The sequence below is a fragment of the Sphingomonas sp. GlSt437 genome (genome assembly GCF_048015635.2).
In the GTDB taxonomy this organism is placed as follows: Bacteria; Pseudomonadota; Alphaproteobacteria; order Sphingomonadales; family Sphingomonadaceae; genus Sphingomonas.
The window spans coordinates 1,500,569-1,514,558 of the sequence record NZ_JBPGYA010000001.1 but is presented as its reverse complement, the minus strand read 5'-3'; the positions used below and the strand labels follow the sequence as shown (position 1 = coordinate 1,514,558).

The 13,990-nt window shown below is 63.4% G+C and carries 11 protein-coding genes; 3 read left to right on the top strand and 8 right to left on the bottom strand.

Going from position 1 to position 13,990, the window contains the following annotated elements; all coding sequences use genetic code 11:
• Positions 1-58: 58 nt before the first annotated feature.
• From ACLB0R_RS07435 to ACLB0R_RS07425, 3 genes are all read right to left on the bottom strand, one after another.
• Entirely contained in the window at positions 59-841 is a 783-nt protein-coding gene (locus ACLB0R_RS07435; RefSeq protein WP_416642634.1) for a hypothetical protein, read from the bottom strand.
• A gap of 126 nt (positions 842-967) precedes the next feature.
• Positions 968-2,338: a lipopolysaccharide biosynthesis protein gene (locus ACLB0R_RS07430; RefSeq protein WP_416642633.1), complete on the bottom strand. Its 1,371-nt coding sequence runs from the start codon at positions 2,336-2,338 to the stop codon at positions 968-970.
• 30 nt (positions 2,339-2,368) lie between these two features.
• Positions 2,369-3,442, bottom strand: a complete 1,074-nt coding sequence (locus tag ACLB0R_RS07425) for a glycosyltransferase (protein WP_416642632.1) — start codon at positions 3,440-3,442, stop codon at positions 2,369-2,371.
• A gap of 822 nt (positions 3,443-4,264) precedes the next feature.
• Between ACLB0R_RS07425 and ACLB0R_RS07420 the strand changes: the two genes are divergently transcribed.
• Positions 4,265-4,858 (top strand): hypothetical protein, encoded by a 594-nt coding sequence (locus ACLB0R_RS07420; protein WP_416642631.1) that lies wholly within the window; start codon positions 4,265-4,267, stop codon positions 4,856-4,858.
• Here the strand turns inward: ACLB0R_RS07420 and ACLB0R_RS07415 are convergent.
• From ACLB0R_RS07415 to ACLB0R_RS07405, 3 genes are all read right to left on the bottom strand, one after another.
• Positions 4,830-6,035 carry a glycosyltransferase gene (locus ACLB0R_RS07415; RefSeq protein WP_416642630.1) on the bottom strand — a complete coding sequence of 402 codons (1,206 nt, stop codon included), beginning with the start codon at positions 6,033-6,035 and terminating at the stop codon, positions 4,830-4,832. The two genes, ACLB0R_RS07420 and ACLB0R_RS07415, sit on opposite strands and share 29 nt — an antisense overlap.
• A 55-nt stretch (positions 6,036-6,090) precedes the next feature.
• Positions 6,091-6,873 carry an SDR family NAD(P)-dependent oxidoreductase gene (locus ACLB0R_RS07410; RefSeq protein ID WP_416642629.1) on the bottom strand — a complete coding sequence of 261 codons (783 nt, stop codon included), beginning with the start codon at positions 6,871-6,873 and terminating at the stop codon, positions 6,091-6,093.
• 120 nt (positions 6,874-6,993) lie between these two features.
• Positions 6,994-8,166: an acetyl-CoA C-acetyltransferase gene (locus ACLB0R_RS07405; RefSeq protein ID WP_416642628.1), complete on the bottom strand. Its 1,173-nt coding sequence runs from the start codon at positions 8,164-8,166 to the stop codon at positions 6,994-6,996.
• Between the two features lie 105 nt (positions 8,167-8,271).
• Between ACLB0R_RS07405 and ACLB0R_RS07400 the strand changes: the two genes are divergently transcribed.
• On the top strand, positions 8,272-8,937 hold the full coding sequence (locus ACLB0R_RS07400) for a nitroreductase (RefSeq protein ID WP_416642627.1): 666 nt from the start codon (positions 8,272-8,274) through the stop codon (positions 8,935-8,937).
• 40 nt (positions 8,938-8,977) lie between these two features.
• On the opposite strand, the gene ACLB0R_RS07395 is transcribed toward ACLB0R_RS07400, so the two are convergent.
• Positions 8,978-10,687, bottom strand: a complete 1,710-nt coding sequence (locus ACLB0R_RS07395) for a DEAD/DEAH box helicase (RefSeq protein ID WP_416642626.1) — start codon at positions 10,685-10,687, stop codon at positions 8,978-8,980.
• A gap of 346 nt (positions 10,688-11,033) precedes the next feature.
• On the opposite strand from ACLB0R_RS07395, the gene ACLB0R_RS07390 reads away from it, so the two are divergent.
• Positions 11,034-13,094, top strand: coding sequence for a S9 family peptidase (locus ACLB0R_RS07390; RefSeq protein WP_434953806.1), 2,061 nt, complete (start codon positions 11,034-11,036; stop codon positions 13,092-13,094).
• Positions 13,095-13,131: 37 nt separating this feature from the next.
• On the opposite strand, the gene ACLB0R_RS07385 is transcribed toward ACLB0R_RS07390, so the two are convergent.
• Positions 13,132-13,968 carry an alpha/beta fold hydrolase gene (locus ACLB0R_RS07385; protein WP_416642624.1) on the bottom strand — a complete coding sequence of 279 codons (837 nt, stop codon included), beginning with the start codon at positions 13,966-13,968 and terminating at the stop codon, positions 13,132-13,134.
• Positions 13,969-13,990 lie beyond the last annotated feature (22 nt).

The window sequence follows — 13,990 nt, the reverse complement described above, 5'->3', positions numbered from 1 at the left end:
CGATTGGCCCGCCAAGTACGGCGAGCGATCGTCCAGTCGGGGAATTGTCCGGTAGCGGTCAGTGTAGCGAAGGCTGAGTGCCGTTGCCAGCCGGCGGAACGGCGATGGCGGGCAATATGGCGGGCGCGGATTCCCCAGGCACCTCGGCTGCCGGCAGGGGTGTGGCAGGTGCCACTGCCCCGTCGTTCTCGATGGCGGTTGCCGCTGGCGCGCCGGTCTTGCCCTGCATCGAGCGCGAATATTTCAGCATGGGCTGCAGCGCGCGCGTGCTGAAATAGGCAATCGATGCGTTGCGCAGCGCGCTGGCGCGGCGCGATTTGATCGCGCGAATCAGCTGGAAGGTTGCGATCGCGCTGCTGATCAGCCGCAACCGCGCGGCCGGCGCGAACCACACCTCATTCTGGTGCTTGTGCCGGAAGAAGCGGGCGCTGCGCGCGGCGATCTTGAGCAGAACGAGCGCGCCGAACACCTCGAGCGCAACCTTGAACGGTCGCAGCTTCATCATCTTCATGTGCGCATTGTCGAGTTGCTTCTGAGCAGCGGTTTCGACCGACTCGAAGCTCATCCCGGTCGGCGCGCTTGGCTCTGCCGCGTGCTCGCCGTTGGCGGCATGCGCGTCATAGACGTGCTTTTCATGAACCAGCAGACGTTCGACGAGAAACCCCGCGCCGATGCCGACCAGATTGGGGTGATTGCGGCACACCGCCGCCACAGTCTCCACGATGGCCCGGCCGGTATGGCCATGCGTCCCCATATGCTGCTGATAGGTCTCCTGAGCGAGCCTCGAGGCCTGACCCCATTCGGTCTTGGCCAAATCGCTAATCCGATCGAACATGCTCATGTCGTGCCTGCGGGCTTTGGGGTGTGGACGCCCTAATGTAGGGGCTTCGGAGCGTTGCTGCGACCTTAATTGTTGGCGGCCTGCTGATCCCATGCCCTATCACGGCACGCGCGCCTTCCGGTCGAGCTACGGCGCGCGCCGGCCGAATTGCGCCAGCCGGCGCGGCATGGCCTGACTCTCGCGCCACAAGCTCTCGATCGCGCCGCCAAGTTGCCGGGGCGTGAAGATGGAATGGAGCACGAACAGCCCGAGCGTCATCGCCATGCCTGCGTCGACCAGCGCCAGACCAAGCGCGCCGGCGGCGCTGCCGATCAGCGGGCTCAGCAAATAACTCGTCGCGACGCCGAGCGCGCTCAGGATGAGCAGCGACAGGCTCAGGACTTTCTGGCGATTCGTCACCACCAGCAAGTCGCCGACGGGGTTCCACAAATTGCTGCCAAGGATCGAGACCGCCATCAGCGCCAGCATCAGCCCCCCGGGCACGACCGTGCCATGCGTCCACCAGCCGATCACCTTGTCACCGAGCAGGAAAAATGCCGCCGAATAGGGGATGCCGACGACAAGCCCCCAGACCACGATCAACCCGAACAACCGTGCCCCCAGCGCGCTATTGCCCTGCGCTTGCGCCAGCGCAAATTCGGGCGTGACCGCTCGGCCGACGGTCCATGTCGCCTGGGTGGACAAGCGCGCGAGTGTCCGCGCCACCGAAAATGCCGGCACTGCCGCCGGTCCGGCGCCAAGGCCCAGCGCCAGCGCGGTTCCTTGCAGGATCACAGCATTGCCCAGCGGTACCGCCAGATTGGCTGTCGCGGGCGCCAGGAGCCGGCGGACATCGGCGATATTGGCCCCGGCGAGCGTTAGCGTTGCCCAGGGCGCCAGCCGCTGCATGATCCAGGCGGAGCCGGCAAAGCTGATCGACCGGCACAGCAGATAGGTTAGCGCCAACCCGACGATGTCGACGCCACTGATCGCCGCGGACAGGGCGGCGACGCCTTCGAACAGGCTCGCCGCTGCCCATGACCAGGCCTGGGTCGCGAAATGACCGGCAGGCTGGAAGCCGCAGGCGAGCAGCGCATGGGCCAGCGCGGCTGCGCCATAGGCCGTGACCAGCAGGACCGCCAGCCGCACCTCGGCGGCGGTAACGCCCGCGCTGGGGAGCGCGCTGTCCGGCACCAGAAACAGGCCGATTAAGAGCACGCCAGCGATCACCAGCACCAAGCCGGCGACCGTGGCGATGACCGAATGGAACGTCCTTTGGGTGCCGGCAATGTCACCTTTGGCGATCCGGACCATCAGGTCGGAAAGGGCGGCCTTGCCCACCCCGGCGTCGCTGATCGCGAGATAGGAGGGGATGGTGAACAGCAGCAGCCACAGGCCATATTTGGCGACGCCCCAATGGCCGATCAGCACGGGGACCAGCAACAGCTGGACGACAATGGGGACCAGCTGCGCCGCAGATGCCGCGACCACGCCGGCCAGGATCCTCCGTTTCAACATGATCGGTTCACGATTGTGGCGGTTTCCGATTTAGCGTTGGCCGTTCAGATAAGTCGCAACGCCGTCCAGGATTTCGGTCGCGGCGGCGTCGGGCGTATAATTGCCGATCAGCTCGAGCCGGCGTTCGACCAGCTCCGGGGCGCCATAATTCTTCTCCACCTCCACGAGCCGGGCGGCAAGGCCGGGCACATCATGGGGGTCGAACACCACCCCGGAGACGCGCGGTAGCACAAGTTCCGGCACACACCCACAAAGATCGCTGACCACAACAGGACAGCCGAACGCCAACGCCTCGTTGACAACCAGTCCCCAGGGCTCGCGCAGGCTCGGCAGGATCAGCGCCGTTGCTGCCAGATATTCGGCGCTGATGGCGTCCATCGCCATCCCGCCCAGAAAGTGCACGGAGGATGCGACTCCCATCTTTTCGGCGTGCGCGATGAGTTCGTCCCTCAGCGGCCCGTTGCCCACGACGCGAAGCTCAGCGGTGTCGAGATCGCGACGCGCGAGCGCAAACGCCTCGATCAACCGGAACAAGTTCTTCTCGGCCGCAAGACGCCCGACATAAAGGAAGCGGGGCGCGGCTGGTCGCGCCGCTGCGCGCTGTCGCGGCACGGCGGTCGGATCATAACCGTGCGGGAGCGCGGCGCTCTGGCAGCGCCGGACGATCTGGTTCGGCCGGGCACCGAAATGGGCCGCCATGTCGCTGGCCCGCTCACCATAGCAGAAGATCAGATCGCACCGGCTGAAAAATAGTCGTTTCGCCAGCCTGATGAGCGGGTTTGCCGAGCTTTCGTTGAGCGTGGAATCGCAGAACACTCCGCGCGGCGTCCCCCCCAATATCAGCCCCGCCAGCTGCGCCCAGTTGCGTAGCTCGGCATAGCCCTGCACGATCACGAAATCGGCCCGGGATGCCCATCCGCGGCGGAAATGCGTCACCAGCGATGCGAGCAACGGCACGTGGTCCAGCGATCCGCGATACAGCAGCTCATAAGGGTAGCGATGGTAGGACAGGTCGACCTTGCCGAGGCCGACGCGCTGGCCTTCGGATTCCGCTACCTGGATGACATCGACCGACCAGCCGCGCCGCGTCGCTTCTTGGTACATGGAGGAAAAAACTGCCCCCTTGTAGCTTGACCACAATATATTATGCCAAACTTCCAGAGCGGGGTGCTTCCTCATCGGCGCTTGGTATATCTCGGTGCCGTCAAGCGCGTCTACGTTGGAAAGGGCAATATGAGCACCTCCCCTGCGCTGGACACCATCAATGAGGTAGGGGCACCACCGGCTGAGGTGCGACCCGCGCGGTTGCGATTCTCTCAAAATTCGGCGCTGTTAAAGTGGGGCTTGGTCGCACTCTTCATGTCCGCAGCTTTTAAGCCGCGGACAATCGACGAACTAATAGATGGAGGGGCAACTACCCTACCGGATTATGTTTTATACGTCCAAAGCTATAGTATCATATTTGGCTTGTTGGCTATAATCCTATTTTTCCTATCCGTCGTCCGTAACGTTCGCCCGAGTAGCCTAGCCGACCCCGTACTGATCATATTGATCACGTTGCAGACGCTCGCCGTCATCAGGCTATTTTTTATAGACATTGACTTGGCTATCGCGACCCTTCCTACGCTATTGGTTACGATATCACTGTGGCTAGCAGTTGCTTCTTCCATATCTCGATATGGATATAAATCCACCTCGATCTCAATCCTGGCGATACTCGACGTATGTTCAATCGTATATTTAGTCCAAAATATCCTACTCTTACTATCTGGCTATGGCACAAACGATTATGTCAATCGTTTCTATGGGGATACCGCACACCCAAACTTTCTTGCCGTCCAGCTAGCATTCATAATCTGCCTTCAGACCTACCTCATAATTCGACGCAGCCGAGTGATCGCTCGCTCTGTGCTCATTGCGGCGACAATGTACATCATCGTGATGTGCGGCTCTCGTACAGGATTAGTTGCCGCCTTCGTTGGAGCATTCATCGTTTGGTTGAAGTCGAAACCGTCGCCGGGCTCAATGATATTGATGGCGTATTTTGGCTCAGTGGCCGTCTTATTGATCTACATCGCCTTTATCTATAACCCGGATATATTCTCGGGTTTCGAAAGAGGCTTGCATTATGAGGACAGAGACATTGTTTGGTTGAATATGTGGCGAGAAATCCAATCAAGTCCATTTTTCGGCGATGGTGTCGAAACCAGCAACAGCGAAAACAGTTTTCTCCGAGGATGGGCTAAATATGGCTTCCTATTCCCAGTTGGTTGGGGATTTATCTATCTACGAATGTTATTGAAATCCCAATATTCGAATCTAATGAATTCGCCGACGATGCCGCTCTGGCTAGGGATGATCGCATGTTCATTCGCGGCGAGTCTGTTTGAGGGGATACTGGCAGAACGGTTTAGTTTGCAGCTTATCCTTACAATGCTCGCCATCTTGATGGTCGAAAAAGACAGTGGAGCAGATGGTCGTCCACCAGCCATTAAGAGCGCTGTGCCTTTGATGCAGTGACCTCGTGCCGCAGGTAATCAATAAATTGATGCCCCGTAATCTCGATATCGAAATGAGTCTTGAAGGTATTTAGGGCTCGGTGTCTGAACTCCATTTTTTCCTGCGGACTTAACTGCAACCATTGCCGCAATAGATCGGTGAAATCAGAGATGTTGTCATTGGCAACAAGCCCCCCGCCGCTATCCTGGATCTCTCGATAGATATTCACCCGATTACTGATCAATACCGGCGTGCCACATCCCAACGCTTCTGCGACGGCGATGCCGAAATTCTCCTGATGGGACGGCAGGGCGAACGCCTCTGCCTGACGTAGTGCAGCCCACTTCATCGTATCGAACAGCGGGCCCGGGAAAAAGACGCGGTCTGCGAGGCCCAGTTGTGCGGCGAGCCGCTGCAATTCGCCCTGAAGATTTCCGCCACTGGGTCCGGCAATCACGAGTTTGAGGGGGTTATCGGCCGGGATCGCCCGCGCAAACGCCTCAATGAGAATATCACAGCCCTTCTTTTCGTGAATCCTTCCAAGAAATACGATAAAAGGAGAGGGCCCAAGGCCGGGGATCAACTGCTCGAGGACCAGCCGCTCATTTTCTGCCTCAGCCGGCGGCATTGCGGTGCCGAACTTGATGACTTTCTCCCGGTACCGATGACCCAAGAAGGCTTGGCCCGCGAGTGCTCTTTCGGTTTCTGCAGTGAAGAGAAGGCTCCGCGCTTTGCTCGCCAGCCGTCCCTCGGCAACAAACCACAGCAGCTGCTTTACGACATGCTTATGGGGATAGCGCTTGCCAAACCACGGATCCATCATCCCATGCGGCATCAGGAAATAGGGCGTTTTAACCTTGGGCAAAACCTGGCTCGCGCCACTCGAGGAATAGGTCCATAGCCCGTGAACGATAACGGTATCGTACCTACTCAGGTTTTGCGCGAGCCAATCGACATATCCTGCCGTGTAGCGGTACCGGTTTGCCGGCGCCCGCCACCATTCGGCGTTCAACCTGCGGTCGCCCAGGGCATATATCGGGATGGGCGCCGCTGATACCCACGGGTCGTCTCGGTGATCGAGCGACACGATCTCGTGCTCGACTCCCCACGGACGGCTGACTGCGTGTAACCGGAAGATGCTTTCGATCGGCCCACCGCCTGCTGCATCAACACTCGGAATGCAGTGCAGGATTCTCATGTGCCTACTCACCTGTCCGTGAGGGTGGTGCGCCGCTCGCTAGGTACCCCACATGTCAGCGCGGCGCCATGCGGATCGCGCCGTCCAGCCGCACATCCTCGCCGTTGAAATAGCCGCACTCGATCATGGTGAGCGCCAGCTGGGCATATTCCTCCGGATTGCCGAGCCGCTTGGGGAAGGGCACCGAGGCGGCGAGCGCATCCTTCACTTGCTGCGGCGCGCCCTGCATCAGCGGCGTGTTGAAAATGCCGGGCAGGATGGTGTTGATGCGGATGCCTTCGCCCATCAGGTCGCGCGCGATGGGGAGCGTCATGCCGACCACGCCGCCTTTTGAGGCAGAGTAAGCCGCCTGGCCGATCTGGCCGTCCTCGGCGGCGACCGATGCGGTCATCACCATCGCGCCGCGCTCGCCATCTTGCAGCGGGTCGAGCGTGAGCATGCCGGCGGCGGATTTCGCCACGCAGCGGAAGGTGCCGACCAAGTTGATCTGGATCAGCCAGTTGAACGCTTCCAGGCTGAAATGCTTGATGCTGCCGTCTTCCTTCGATCGGCTGGCGGTTTTCATTGCATTGCCGGTGCCGGCGCAAGCGACCAGAATGCGCTCCTGCCCGTGCGCGGCGCGCGCCTTGGCGAAGCCGGCATCGACCGATTCATCGCTCGTCACGTTCACTTCGCAAAAGATGCCGCCAATCTCGGCCGCGAGCGCTTCGCCCTTATCCGCCTGCAGGTCGAAGATCGCGACCTTGGCGCCCTTCGCAGCGAGCGCGCGCGCGGTGGCGGCACCGAGGCCCGAGGCGCCGCCAGTGACGACGGCGGCAGTGGTGGAATCGATGATCATGAAAACGCCCTCTCGAAATCTATGCCGTCACCCCAGCGCGTGATCGGGTCGCCGGCGAATGTAGGATTCTATAACCACGCGGTCCCAGCTTTCGCCGGGACGACGGTGACGGTCGAAAGCTCAAACCCGTTCGATGATCGTCACGTTGGCGATGCCACCGCCTTCGCACATCGTCTGCAGGCCGTACTTGCCGCCGCGCGCTTCAAGCGCGTTGAGCAACGTCGCCATCAGCTTGGTGCCCGAGGCGCCGAGTGGGTGGCCGAGCGCGATCGCGCCGCCGTTGACGTTGAGGCGATCATGGCTGCCGCCGGTGTGCTTCATCCACGCCATCGGCACCGGCGCGAACGCTTCGTTCACTTCATAAAGGTCGATATCGTCGATCTTCAGGCCAGCGCGGGCGAGGGCCTTGTCGGTCGCGAACAGCGGCTCTTCGAGCATGATCACCGGATCGCCGCCGGTCACCGTCAGATTGACGATGCGGGCGCGCGGCGTGAGGTTGTAGCGCTTCAGCGCCTCTTCGCTCACGATCATCACCGCGCTGGCACCATCGCAAATCTGGCTGGCATTGGCGGCCGAGATCACCCCGCCTTCCTGCAGCAGCTTGACCGAGGAAATTCCCTCCAGCGTCGCGTCGAAGCGGATGCCCTCGTCGGTATGGTGACTTTCGCTCCCATCGGGCGTCTCGATATCGAGCGCGACGATTTCGTTGGCAAAGGCGCCTGCCTGGGTCGCCGCGGCGGCGCGACGGTGGCTTTCATAGGCGAAGGCGTCGAGCTGCTCGCGGTTGAAGCCATGCTTCTTGGCGATCATCTCCGCGCCCATGAACTGGCTGAACATGATGCCGGGATATTTCTCGTCGAGGCGGGGGGACTTATAGTTGCCCAGCCCTTCCTTCATGAACAGCATCGCGGTCGAGCCCATCGGCACCCGCGTCATGCTCTCGACGCCGGCGGCAATCACCACGTCCTGCGTGCCCGACATCACCGCTTGCGCAGCGAACTGCATCGATTGCTGTGACGAGCCGCACTGCCGGTCGATCGAGACGGCGGGCACGCTGTCGGGCAGGTTCTTCGCGGCGAGCACGGCATTGCGGCCGACTTGACCGGCCTGTTGGCCGCCCTGCATCACGCAGCCCATGACGACGTCATCAACCGCCGCGCCGTCGATCCCGGTGCGCGCGACGATCGCGTCCAGAACGCTCGCCGCCATGTCGACCGGGTGCCACCCGGCCAGCTTGCCGTTGCGCTTGCCGCCTGCGGTGCGAACCGCGTCGACGATATATGCCTCTGCCATGCCCGACTCTCCATCTCGGTTCGATTTGCGCGGCGTTGTTGCGCAAAGCCGGCGGGTGAGCAAGAGTGGCGGCACATACCGCGAAATCGAAAAACGGGGATCGGCATGAATGTCTCGGATGCCGTAGCGGCAAGGCGATCGGTGCGCGGGTTCCTGCCCGATCCGGTCGATTCGGTGGTGCTGCGCGATATCGTCACCAAGGCGGCGCGCGCGGCGACGGGCGGCAATCTCCAGCCCTGGCATATCGATGTGCTGACGGGCGACGCGCTCGCTCGACTCAAGGCCGATATTGCCGCCAAGCTGATGGCCGGCCACCGCGAGACGCCGGCTTATGACATTTATCCGCGCGAGTTGTCGGCGCCTTACACCGATCGCCGGTTCGCGGTGGGCGAGGCGCTTTATGGCGAGCTCGGCATCCCGCGCGAGAACAAGGCCGGGCGGCGGCTATGGTTCGCGCGCAACTTCGCCTTTTTCGGCGCGCCTGCCGCACTGTTCTGCACCGTCGATCGCGCCATGGGCCCGCCGCAATGGGCGGATCTGGGCATGTATTTGCAGAATGTGATGCTGCTGGCGGTCGAGGCCGGGCTCGCGACCTGCGCGCAGGAATGCTGGGCAATGTATCCGGAGACAGTCGCTGCGCATGTGCCGATCCCGCCCGAGCGCATGCTGTTCTGCGGGATGGCGATCGGGCTCGAGGACAAGGCGGACCCGGCCAATCGGCTGCGCACGACGCGTGCCGAGTCGGGCGAGTGGCTGAGGTTTCAAAGCTAGCCCCCTCCCGCTTTCGCAAGAGAGGGCTGAGCTTGGTCCGTTAGCCGGCGAAAGCGCGCGGGCCGGAGCGACCGCGACCGCCGCCGTTACCGCCACGTTGCGGGCCGCGATTGCCGCCGGGCTGATGGCCGTTGCCGGCCGGGCGATGCCCGGTCTGGCCTGGGCGCTCCTGACGATCACCCTGCGGGCGATCAGCGCGCGGACGGTCACCATAGGGGCGGTCGCCTTGGGGACGGTCGGTGCGGGGGCGATCGGCGCGGGGCCGATCATCACGCAGCCGGTCACCATGCGGGCGGTCCGTGCGCGGGCGGTCGCCATAAGGGCGATCGGTGCGGGGCTGGCGATCGTTCGGCCGCAGCGCGCGCTGGTCGCCGTGCCGTGCTTCCCCCTGCCGTGCCTCACCCTGGCGCGGCTCGCCCTGGCGATAAGGCCGAGCGTCGGCTGACATGGCCTGGCGGTCGTCGCCGCCGCGATAGCCGCGGCCATCGGTCGGTCGGGCGTGGTGCGTTGCGCGCGGTCGTGCCGGAGCGCGGTTGTTGCCAATGTCGCGACGCGGGCGATCGACCGGGTCGGCGCCCATTTCGCGCACCCGCTGGCTCTTGATCGCACCGGCACGTGCCAGGAAGCCCTCGGGCAGCGGCACCACCGGCACTTTCTGCCGCGTCAGCTTCTCGATGTCGCGCAGATAGCTACGCTCGTCATCGGCGCAGAAGGCGATCGCCTCGCCGCTCGCCCCGGCGCGCGCGGTGCGGCCGATGCGATGGACATATTGCTCGGGCACATTGGGCAGCTCGAAGTTGAACACATGGCTCACGCCCGACACGTCGATGCCGCGCGCGGCGATGTCGGTCGCGACCAGAATCTTGACGCGGCCCGACTTGAAGTCGCCCAGCGCGCGCTCGCGCTGCACCTGGCTCTTGTTGCCATGGATCGCATTGGCGCGGATGCCGTTGCCACCCAGCAGCTTCACAACGCGGTCGGCGCCGTGCTTGGTGCGGGTGAAGACCAGTGCGCGCTCGATCGGCAGGTCCTGGATCATCATCGTCAGCAGCGCCTGCTTTTCGGCCTGCTGGACGAACATCACCGACTGGTCGACGCGCTCGGCCGTGCTGGCGACCGGCGTGACGCTGACGGTGACTGGATCGGTGAGGAACTGATTGGCCAGCTCGCGGATCGCCTTGGGCATCGTTGCCGAGAAGAACAGGCTCTGGCGGTTGGCCGGCACCAGCGAGTGGATGCGGCGCAGCGCGTGGATGAAACCGAGGTCGAGCATCTGGTCGGCTTCGTCGAGCACCAGGATTTCCAGCTCTTTCAGGCTCAGCAGGCACTGATCGATCAGGTCGAGCAGCCGGCCCGGCGTCGCGACGAGAATGTCGAGGCCGCGGCTCAGCGTCTGCCGGTCCTTGCCGATCGAAACGCCGCCGAACACCGTGCCGACCGACAAGCGGCTGTAGCGACCATAGACGCGCGCGCTCTCGGCGATCTGGCTGGCCAGTTCGCGCGTCGGCGCCAGCACCAGCATGCGGCAGGTGTGAGGGCGCGGGCGAAGATTGGCAGCGACGAGCAGCTGGATCGAGGGCAGCATGAATGCCGCCGTCTTGCCGGTGCCGGTCTGGGCAATGCCGAGCAAATCGCCGCCTTCGAGCAGTACGGGGATCGCCTGCTCCTGGATCGGGGTGGCGGTGGTATAATTCTTTTCCGCCAAAGCGCGGCGGAGGGACTCGGTGAGTCCAAGATTGTCGAATGACATTGAAATAACTCTCAAATGCCAGCGATCCCGGTTGCACGATGCAAAACCAGGGCGGCGGCGGGGGCTAGGATCGCGCCCCGCGTGATGTGGGAAGCAAAGTCGATAAACGGCCGAGGCCAGAGCCAGGCGCTTGGGGCGCCAGATCACGCTGCGAACAGCCTCGATAGCGGTGCAAATGCATGCTGCGACGCAAAAAGTCAAGGTCGGTCGGGCAATACCCCGGCGAGACCGGCTTGCGCGGCATCTCAAATCCTCGCAGTCTTGGGCTCGGAGCGGCACTGGTCATCGGGCCGCGCCGGTCAATTTGGGGGATTTCATGCGCCTTGCCTTGCTTGCCGCCACGTCCATGCTTGTCGCCGCCGCGCCCGCGCCGCACCCGATGACGCCTGCTGATCTCGACAAGCTCCGCACGGTCGGCGCACCGGCGGTCGATCCGGCCGGGCAATGGGTCGCCTATGCCGTGCGCGAGACCGATGCGGCAGCCGACAAGAGCTTTTCGCATATCTGGATGACGCGCTGGGATGGCAGCCGCACGGTGCAGGTCACCAGCCGCAAGGGCGAGAGCGAATCGTCGCCGCGCTTCAGCCCGGATGGGCAATGGCTCGCCTTTATCTCGGGCCGCAAGGACGGCGCCGACGACAAGGGTGGCGATGGCGCGGTGTGGCTGCTCGATCGGGCCGGCGGCGAGGGGATGAAGCTTCCCGGCATCAAGGGCTCGGTCGAGGATATTGCCTGGTCGCCCGATTCGCGCACCCTCGCGCTGATCGTCACTGATCCCGAGCCTGAGGGGAAGCCCGCCGCGCCCGAGGCGAAGCCCGGCGATCCCAAGCCCGCCGAAGCGAAACCCGGCGACGTGAAGGCGCCGGAAGACGCCGCCAAACCCGACGACAAGCGCCCCAAGCCGATCGTGATCGATCGCTTCCAGTTCAAGAGCGACGCGGTTGGCTATCTCGGCAAGCAGCACAGCCGGCTGTGGCTCTACGACCTCGCCACCAAAACCGCGCGACGGCTCACGACCGGCGATTATGACGAGGCGCTGCCGGCCTGGTCGCCCGATGGCAAAACGATCGCCTTCACCTCCAACCGCACGGCTGATCCCGACCGCAATTACGACAGCAACCTGTTCGTCGTCGCCGTCGCTGCCAATCCCACCGAGCCGCGCACGCTGACCAGCTATGCCGGCGAGGACAATGCCGAGGGGTGGAACAGCTATCCGGCCTGGTCGCCCGACGGCAAATTGATCGCGTACCTCGAAGGCGGCCCGGTCGAGCTGATCGGCTATGGCGTCCGCAAGCTGGCGGTGGTGCCGGCAGCGGGCGGCCCGCGCCGGGTGCTGACGCCGACGCTCGATCGCAACGTGTCGCAGCCGATCTGGACGCGCGATGGCAAGGCGATCCGGGTGATCGTCGAGGATGACGAGACCGAGCGCCTCGCCGAAGTCTCTGCCGCTGATGGCACAATCCGCGATGTCGCGAGCGGCTTTCGGGTTTTCGCCTTCCCCACCGCTGCGGGCGGCGATGCGCTTGCCGTGGTGATGAGCGACCCTGCTCACCCCGGCGAAATCTATGCGTTTGACGGCAAGGGCGCGCTCCGCCAGCTCTCGCACCAGAATGACGCGTGGCTGAAAACGGTGAGCCTCGGCGCCGTCACCCGCACCAGCTTCAAGTCCAAGGACGGCACCGAAGTCCATGGCTTCCTCATCCTGCCGCCCGGCAAGGCAGCGCAAAAGCTGCCGACGGTGCTCTACAATCATGGCGGCCCGCAATCGCAGTTCGACGCTGGCTTCAGTCCGATCTGGCAGATCTTCGCCGGCCATGGCTTCGCCGTCGTCTCGACCAATCCGAGGGGCGGCACTGGGCGCGGCCAGGATTATGCCAAGGCGCTCTATGCCGATTGGGGAGGGCCAGCGGTGCCCGACGCACTCGCCGGCGTCGATGACGCGGTCGCCAAGGGCATCGCCGATCCGGCGCGGCTTTATGTGGGCGGCTGGTCCTATGGCGGCATGCTGACCAATTACCTGATCGCCAGCGACGCGCGCTTCAAGGCGGCGGTTTCCGGCGCCAGCATCGCCAACATCCTCGCCGGCTATGGCACCGATCAATATATCCGCGATTACGAGATCGAGCTTGGCCGCCCCTGGGAGCACATGGATGTGTGGCTGCGGAACAGCTACCCCTTCTACCATAACGAGCGCATCGTCACGCCGACGCTGTTCATGGCGGGCGACAAGGATTTCAACGTGCCGCTGCTCAATTCCGAGCAGATGTATCAAGCGCTGTCGAGCCGGGGCATCCGCAGTGGCCTGATCATCTACCCCGGCGAGCATCATGGCCTGCGCCGGCCAAGCTTCCTCAAGGACCGGATGGAGCGTTGGCTCGCCTGGTATGACAAGCAAGCGGCGCCTTGATCGCGCCGGGGCAATGGCCTGGTTGGGCGGCGGGCGTCTATGACCCCGCCGACGCAGGCTCCTGAATAAAGGCGAGCAGATCCTGGTTCACCCGATCGGGATCGGTGATCGCGATGCCGTGATTGCCGCCGGGATAGACGAGCAACCGGGCATTGGCGATGATTTCCGCCGCGCGGCGCCCGCCAGCGTCGATCGGCACGATCTGGTCATCATCGCCATGGATGACCAATGTCGGCACGTCGATCTTGCGCGCGTCTTCGGTGTAATCGAGTTGCCAGCTGAACGAGGTTTCATATTCAGCGAGAACGCTGCCCTGGAGGCCAAGATACCAGAACAAGTCGCGCATGCCCTGCGTTACCTTCGACCCGTCACGATTGGCGCTGAAAAAGGGCGTCGTGATGTCCTGGAAGAATTGCGACCGGTTGGAGGCGGTGCCGGCGCGGATCTGGTCGATCGCCTCGATCGGCACGCCGGCGGGGTTGTCCGGGGCCTGCAGCATCCGGGGCACGATCGAATCGAGCAGCACGACCTTGGCGACACGGCTGGTGCCGTGCCGACCGATATAGCGCGCGACTTCGCCGCCGCCGGTCGAGTGGCCGACGAGGACGATATCGTTGAGGTCGAGATGTGTGATCAGGTCGGCGAGGTCATCGGCCCAGCTATCGACGTTGTTGCCGAAATCGGGCTGATCCGACCGGCCATTGCCGCGCCGGTCATGCGCGATGACGCGATAGCCATGGGCGCGCAGGAACATCATCTGCGGGTCCCAGGCATCGCCGGTCAGCGGCCAGCCATGGCTGAACAGCACGGGCTGGCCCTTGCCCCAGTCCCGATAATAGATCTGCGTTCCGTCGCGTGTGGTGAGGATCGGCATTTCACGTCTCCATATCGAGGCG

Excerpts from the sequence above, each read along its gene's own strand:
- ACLB0R_RS07405 (WP_416642628.1), bottom strand. The coding sequence starts at position 8,166 with ATGGCAGAGGCATATATCGTCGACGCGGTTCGCACCGCAGGCGGCAAG.
- ACLB0R_RS07430 (WP_416642633.1), bottom strand. The coding sequence starts at position 2,338 with ATGTTGAAACGGAGGATCCTGGCCGGCGTGGTCGCGGCATCTGCGGCG.
- ACLB0R_RS07425 (WP_416642632.1), bottom strand. The coding sequence starts at position 3,442 with ATGTACCAAGAAGCGACGCGGCGCGGCTGGTCGGTCGATGTCATCCAG.
- ACLB0R_RS07415 (WP_416642630.1), bottom strand. The coding sequence starts at position 6,035 with ATGAGAATCCTGCACTGCATTCCGAGTGTTGATGCAGCAGGCGGTGGG.
- ACLB0R_RS07400 (WP_416642627.1), top strand. The coding sequence starts at position 8,272 with ATGAATGTCTCGGATGCCGTAGCGGCAAGGCGATCGGTGCGCGGGTTC.
- ACLB0R_RS07395 (WP_416642626.1), bottom strand. The coding sequence starts at position 10,687 with ATGTCATTCGACAATCTTGGACTCACCGAGTCCCTCCGCCGCGCTTTG.
- ACLB0R_RS07435 (WP_416642634.1), bottom strand. The coding sequence starts at position 841 with ATGAGCATGTTCGATCGGATTAGCGATTTGGCCAAGACCGAATGGGGT.
- ACLB0R_RS07410 (WP_416642629.1), bottom strand. The coding sequence starts at position 6,873 with ATGATCATCGATTCCACCACTGCCGCCGTCGTCACTGGCGGCGCCTCG.
- ACLB0R_RS07385 (WP_416642624.1), bottom strand. The coding sequence starts at position 13,968 with ATGCCGATCCTCACCACACGCGACGGAACGCAGATCTATTATCGGGAC.
- ACLB0R_RS07420 (WP_416642631.1), top strand. The coding sequence starts at position 4,265 with ATGTACATCATCGTGATGTGCGGCTCTCGTACAGGATTAGTTGCCGCC.
- ACLB0R_RS07390 (WP_434953806.1), top strand. The coding sequence starts at position 11,034 with ATGCTTGTCGCCGCCGCGCCCGCGCCGCACCCGATGACGCCTGCTGAT.